Annotated in this window: 4 protein-coding genes; 3 read left to right on the forward strand and 1 reads right to left on the reverse strand. The window is 36.5% G+C overall.

The features are described 5' to 3' along the window. From ACH2CJ_RS03570 to ACH2CJ_RS03580, 3 genes are all read left to right on the forward strand, one after another. Positions 1 to 1,722 (forward strand): TonB-dependent receptor plug domain-containing protein (locus tag ACH2CJ_RS03570; protein WP_394990786.1); only part of this gene is annotated, 1,722 nt, incomplete at its 5' end. Between the two features lie 4 nt (positions 1,723 to 1,726). Beyond that, complete coding sequence (locus ACH2CJ_RS03575; protein ID WP_394990787.1) at positions 1,727 to 2,758, forward strand: DUF4249 domain-containing protein; 1,032 nt, start codon at positions 1,727 to 1,729, stop codon at positions 2,756 to 2,758. A 10-nt stretch (positions 2,759 to 2,768) separates the two neighbouring features. Next, positions 2,769 to 3,896, forward strand: a complete 1,128-nt coding sequence (locus ACH2CJ_RS03580; protein WP_394990788.1) for a hypothetical protein — start codon at positions 2,769 to 2,771, stop codon at positions 3,894 to 3,896. A gap of 88 nt (positions 3,897 to 3,984) precedes the next feature. Here the strand turns inward: ACH2CJ_RS03580 and ACH2CJ_RS03585 are convergent, their stop codons facing one another. Next, positions 3,985 to 5,799: an acyl-CoA dehydrogenase family protein gene (locus ACH2CJ_RS03585; protein ID WP_394990790.1), complete on the reverse strand. Its 1,815-nt coding sequence runs from the start codon at positions 5,797 to 5,799 to the stop codon at positions 3,985 to 3,987. Positions 5,800 to 6,393 lie beyond the last annotated feature (594 nt).

Below are 6,393 nucleotides of genomic sequence, written 5' to 3' on the forward strand. Positions count from 1 at the left end.
GGTATTCCTGCTCAATATGGCGGGCGTTTGTCGTCTTTACTAGAAATGAACACGAAAAGTGGAAATGCTGAAAAACTCACTGGTTCGGTAGGCATTGGTCTAATTACGAGCAAAGTTGTGCTTGAAGGCCCGATTCTGAAAAACAAAATTACCTTCATGGTAGCAGGCAGAATCGCTTATCCTAATTTTATGATTAAGCAATTTCCTGCTCCTTCAGACCGAAGCAAGGCTTTTTTCTATGATTGGAATGGTAAAGTTCAGTATAAAATCAATGCTAAAAATATCTTGACGCTCAATAGTTATGGTAGTTACGATAATTTCAAATTTGCTGACGATACACTCTATTTCAGCAAAACTCAGACGTTTAGTGTGCAGTATAGTAGCAACATTAGCAATAAACTTTCGCTAAATTTTCAAGGCGTTTATTGTGGCTATCGGTTTGGAACACAAGGTTTGAAGAATGAATATGAATTTACTTTAAATTCAGGAATCAAGCATTCAGAATTACGAGCCTTTGCACTTTTTACTCCCAACGAAAAACTAAAAGCTGAAATTGGCTTCAATGCAATCAATTATAATATTAACCAGGGCGATTTGCAACCTGATAAAGTAACTTCCAATATTATTCATTTAAAATTACCCAATGAGTTTGCTCGTGAAGTTTCTCCATATTTGAGTTTTGACTATACTATCAATGCAAAAATAAGTTTGCAGGCGGGAATTCGATATTCTACTTTTCAGAATTTAGGGCCGAAATTGGTTTATGATTACGCCGAAGCTCAATCTCGAACCACTCAAACCATTCAAGATAGTATTTCATTTACCAAGAATCAAGCGATTCGGAAATATGGTGGCATTGAACCACGGCTTTCTATGCGACTTTCTCTTTCTAAAACGGCAGCTATTAAGTTGAGTTATCATCGAATGAGACAATATGTGCATTTGATTTCAAATACTACTGCTATTTCGCCCATTGATTTTTGGAAAGTTTCTGATACGCATATTCCACCCCAAATCGCTGACCAAATCGCTATCGGAGTTTTCAAAAATTTCAAGGAAAACACTTATGAAACCTCTATTGAAACTTACTACAAAGACATCCAAAACTTGGTAGAATATAAAAATGGAGCAAGATTATTCTTCAATCCAAACCTTGAAACTGAGCTTTTAGCAGCAAAAGGTGTCGCTTATGGCATTGAGACAAGTATTCAAAAAAACAAGGGTCGTTTGAAAGGCAGTTTGGCTTATACATATTCAAGAACATTGGCTCAGGTAGTTTCTGATTTCCCGACTGAGCAAATAAATCGTGGACAATGGTTTCCTTCAACCTTCGATAAACCGCATAATTTAGCTATTTCGATACAACATTTTATTAGTAATGGTTGGACTTTTTCTGCCAATTTTGTCTATGCTTCTGGTCGTCCTGCTACTTTTCCCGACCGAACTTATCGCCTTCTTGGAAAAACAGTCATTGATTATTCTTCTCGAAACCTCGACCGTATTTCAGATTATCATCGCCTCGACATGGCTTTATTGAAAGATACTCGAAAAACCACTGACCAAAAACGATATAAGACCTTTGCTTTTTCTCTATACAATATTTACGGTCGTCGAAACCCCTACTCTATTTATTTCGTACGCTATAATAACTCTATTCGTTCGTATCGTTTATCTGTTTTTGGAAACATCATTCCTGCTCTATCTGTAACATACAACTTTTAAGAAAATGAAACGCTATTTTATATTATTGTTTCTTGCTATTACGCTACAAATATCTTGTGTAGAGCAGATAGAGCTACCTTATCGAAACGAAGAACCTAAATTAGTAGTCGATGGAGAAATTACAAATGAAGCTCCGCCCTATAATCTTAGATTGAGTTATTCAGGAAAATTTGTTTCTGGAAATATCATCACCTCAAACTTGGCTGTAAATGGTGCAAGAGTAATTTTGACAGATGACAAAGGGGCTACTGTTCGTTTTCGACAAAATATTTATGAACCAGCTCTTTATCAAACAGATATTAATTATAAATGTGAAATTGGTCGCTCTTATTCCTTGCGAATTGAGCTACCCGACGGCAAAATATATGTAACAAAACCCCAGTTGATGAAAGGTATTGCGGCAATTTCTACTATTTATGCAGACAAAACTAAGTATTTTGTTCGTTTTTATGTAGATGCCAAAGACCCCGAAAATTCGGTAGATTATTATCGTTGGAAAAGCTATTCTATATCGCTGAAAACAACAGGTGGTAGTGCCACAGGAGGAAATGGTACTTGTGCTGGCTCGTGTTGGACTTATAATCGAGAAGATGCCGCCAATATTTTTTCAGATAAATATATAAACGGCAAAGAAATTAAGAAGCGGTTAGTTCAATTTTCTCCGATTGATGAAACTGCCCCACTTTCGCAACATTATGTTGAGGTAAAACAAATGTCTATTTCTCAAGAGGCGTATCTTTTTTGGCAACAATATGAAGAACAAAAAACTCGCACAGGTAGTATTTTTGACCCATTACCCTCGACAATTATCGGTAATGTGGTGAATGAGACCAATGACAAAGATTTTGCTCTTGGCTTTTTTGGGGTTTCGGGTGTAAGCACCAAACGCTTGAAAGCCGACCCTGCAAGTTTGAGTTTTTCAGATAATGTGAGCGTTGACCTCAGTCCTCCAGCCGTAATTTCGACCAGACCAAACACAAACTGTCAAACGACATATCCAGGCTATGGATGTACACCTCCCACAGATTGGAAATAAAAGATTTTTTATGAAAAATAACTTTAATTTATTGACTATCAGTTGTTTAATCGTCATTTCTGTTTCCTGCCAAAAAAACGGCGTTGAACTCATTGATAAAACTACGCCATCTGAAACAGCCCCAACTTACACACCCAACTCACCGATGTGGAAAAAACTGGTGTCTCCATCAAATAGCAGATTTACGAATGGTGTGCTAAAAACTGAACAAGAAAACCTTTATACTTGTGTAATGGCAAGAACCGATACCGTAAACGACCACCTGAAAATTGATAATTTTAGTCATATAAATATAATTGGAAACCTTGATGCCCAAACAATCATTTCAGGGGAATACGTTCCAGAAAATAATTATTGGGTTATAAGAAAAACCGAAGGAATACCTCGTTATTCGCCTATTTTGTTGGGTCCTTTTGCCGCAGTCGGCAGGTTTGGAGTTATTGGGTATTTTACACTTCTTGGTGCTGGTTATTCTGTCAATGAAAGCTACCCTGCTGGTTTTCAATTTATTAAAGATTGGTGGTTACAGTCAGATTATAATCAAACGGGCGATGTAGTAAATAATGTTATATTGACTGGTTTTATGGCAAATAATGCTGGTTATTTTCTTGAAAATGATAATAATAAGCAAGTTTGGTATATAAATAACGGTCAAATTTATGAAAAGAGAAAAGCTTTCTCTGGCAATTTTGTTGGAAGATTTGCCACAAGTTCAGCCAAAATAAATAAGAAAGATTATGGTTATTTAGTTTCAGAAAGTCAAGATGAAAAAGTCAAAACCAAAGAGTTTTACCAATATAATACCGACTTGGATATTTGGACAAGAAAAGCCGATTTTCCAGGCGAAGACCGCTACGAAGGGGTAATTTTCGGAATCAACGATAAAATCTACTACGGCCTTGGGCAAAGCAAAACCGATGCAAAAGGCTTTAGGGATATTTGGCAATATGATACCCAAACAGATAAATGGAGCAACTTTGCGACTTATCCAGGAAGTGGAAACATCAAAGTTTCTACCGCAATTGTTTCAGGAAAAGTTTATATTGGCATGGGCTATTATGTTGGAGCAACAGCCATCAATACCGAAAAATATATTGGTGTATCGGATTTTTGGCAATTTGTACCAAGCTTGAAGTAAAATAAAAACCGCCTCTCAAATCAGAAAGACGGTTTGTTGGTTTTTTTTTTGTTGATTCTAAGCATTTTTAAAAATCTCAACCTATCCCTTAAAAAATATATTTGTTTTCCACAATCATTGCATCAGCCACTCGACGACGAGCATTTTTGAGGTTCATTGGTTCAATTTTCGTAAATCTTTTCAAGCCCATGAGCATAACTCTTAGTTCGTCTCCTTCGGCAAAAGATGTAATTGCTTCACGTCCTGCGTTATTTACTTTAGTTACAGCTTCATTCAAATAAATTAATGCCATATCTTTTTGCAATTCACAAGCCGCTTCTCCTTTGATTCCGATTAATTTTTCTACTCTCAATAATGTCGATTCAGCAACATAAATTTCGATTGCCATGTCAGCAACATTCATCAAAATCTCTTGTTCGTTCGAAAGCGACATCATAAATTTCTGAACTGCCGCACCCGAAACCATCAAAGCTGCCTTTTTCATGTTTTTCAAAACCTTTTTCTCATCCGCAAAAAGTGTTTCGTCGTCAGAAGCACTAAAATCTGGAATCGACATAATTTCCTTACCTACAGCCATTGCTGGCCCCATCAAGTCGATTTCGCCTTTCAAAGCACGCTTCAGAAGCATATCTACAATCAGCATACGGTTGATTTCATTGGTACCTTCAAAAATTCGGTTGATACGTGCGTCACGATAAGAACGCTCCATTGGAGCATCTGCCGAATAACCCATTCCACCATAAACTTGCAAACTTTCGTCAACTACATAATCCAAAACTTCCGAACTATGTACTTTCATAATGGCACATTCAATAGCAAATTGCTCTAAAGCCTTTAATTTTGCTTCGGCATCATTCATGCCCTGTGCTTTAAGGTCTTCAATGGCATCGTCAATATTTTGTCCTGCACGATAATTGGCTGTTTCTGATGCAAAAATACGAGTTGCCATTTCTGCTAATTTGTATTTTATTGCTCCGAAAGTTGCCAACGAAACACCAAATTGCTTACGCTCATTGGCATATTTAATGGCATAGTCCAACGAACCTTTCGAGCCACCAATCACGGCAATACCGAGTTTTATACGACCGATATTTAGAATATTTACGGCAATCTTAAATCCATTTCCACGACTTGAAAGCAAATTTTCGACAGGCACATGGCAATCGTTAAAAAAAACTTGACGAGTATCAGAACCTTTAATGCCGAGTTTATGCTCTGGTTCATTCATCGTGATTCCGCCAGGCGACGATTCGCCAAAAGACTTCTCAACGATAAATGCAGACAATGTTTTGTCGTCATCAATTTTGGCAAAAACAATAAATAGCTCTGCAAAACCAGCATTGGTAATCCACATTTTTTGACCGTTGATGATATAGTTTTTACCATCTTCCGATAAAACTGCTTTCGATTTTCCTGCATTAGCATCAGACCCCGAATCTGGCTCTGTTAAGCAATAAGCTGCTTTCCATTCGCCCGAAGCCAAAAGTGGCAAATATTTTGCTTTTTGGGCCTCATTTCCATAATAAACAATGGGCAAAGTACCGATTCCGGTATGGGCAGATTGAGCAACTGAGAACGAATGACCTGTTCCTAAAGCCTCAGCAACCAGCATTGAAGTATTAAAATTCATTCCAAAGCCGCCATATTCTTCTGGTACGGCTACGCCCAAAAGACCTAATTCACCAGCCTTTGTCATCAAAGACGACATCAATTCTGGAGATTTAGCCGCATCAATTTCGTTGAGATGTGGGTGAACTTCTGTTCTCAAGAAATCACGGCAAGTGGTGGCAATCATTTGTTGCTCCTCTGTAAACTCTTCTGGAATAAAAATTTGGTGAGCTTCTACGTCTTTTATCAAAAATTCGCCACCTTTTATCGATGCTTTGTTTTCGGTTGCTGTCATGGTATTTTGAATTGAATATTATCGTTAAAAATGGTATGCGTGCATACTGTTACAAATATAAAGAATTTTTAAATTGTTATGCAAGCATACTAATAAAAATATTTTCAAAATTGATTTGTATTATTGTGGGCGGGTTTAAAATGTAGTGCTGTTCAAAGAACGATTGACCTACTGGTTGAATGAATATTCGGCCAAACTTACTGAAAACTCTGCCTGTTGGGAGTTTTATTGAAATATTCACAATTTTAAATAAACTTTTCTTTATCAAATTTTTGGACATGAGTACCTCCATAATCTTGTCTAAACTTGTCCGTTAAATCGGCTAATTTTATACTGTGATTATAAGCTAAACAAAGCATATTCCCACTTATTTGTTTATCAAATTTTAATTTATCTTCCTCAATGGATTCAATAATCTTTTCAATATAATCAGATATAGTCGAAATGAGATATACCATTTCATTTTCTAATAAATCTTTATGCACTAATACTTTAAATACACTGTTAACTAAATAGTTTTAAATTTTGCAACTTAGATTTCTAATAAATCAAGTTATGGAAAAAAGACACATTAAATTAAGCGACACCGACCGA

The sequence above is a fragment of the Emticicia sp. genome (assembly GCF_043780375.1).
Taxonomy (GTDB): domain Bacteria; phylum Bacteroidota; class Bacteroidia; order Cytophagales; family Spirosomataceae; genus Emticicia.

Excerpts from the sequence above, each read along its gene's own strand:
- ACH2CJ_RS03580 (WP_394990788.1), top strand. The coding sequence starts at position 2,769 with ATGAAAAATAACTTTAATTTATTGACTATCAGTTGTTTAATCGTCATT.
- ACH2CJ_RS03575 (WP_394990787.1), top strand. The coding sequence starts at position 1,727 with ATGAAACGCTATTTTATATTATTGTTTCTTGCTATTACGCTACAAATA.
- ACH2CJ_RS03585 (WP_394990790.1), bottom strand. The coding sequence starts at position 5,799 with ATGACAGCAACCGAAAACAAAGCATCGATAAAAGGTGGCGAATTTTTG.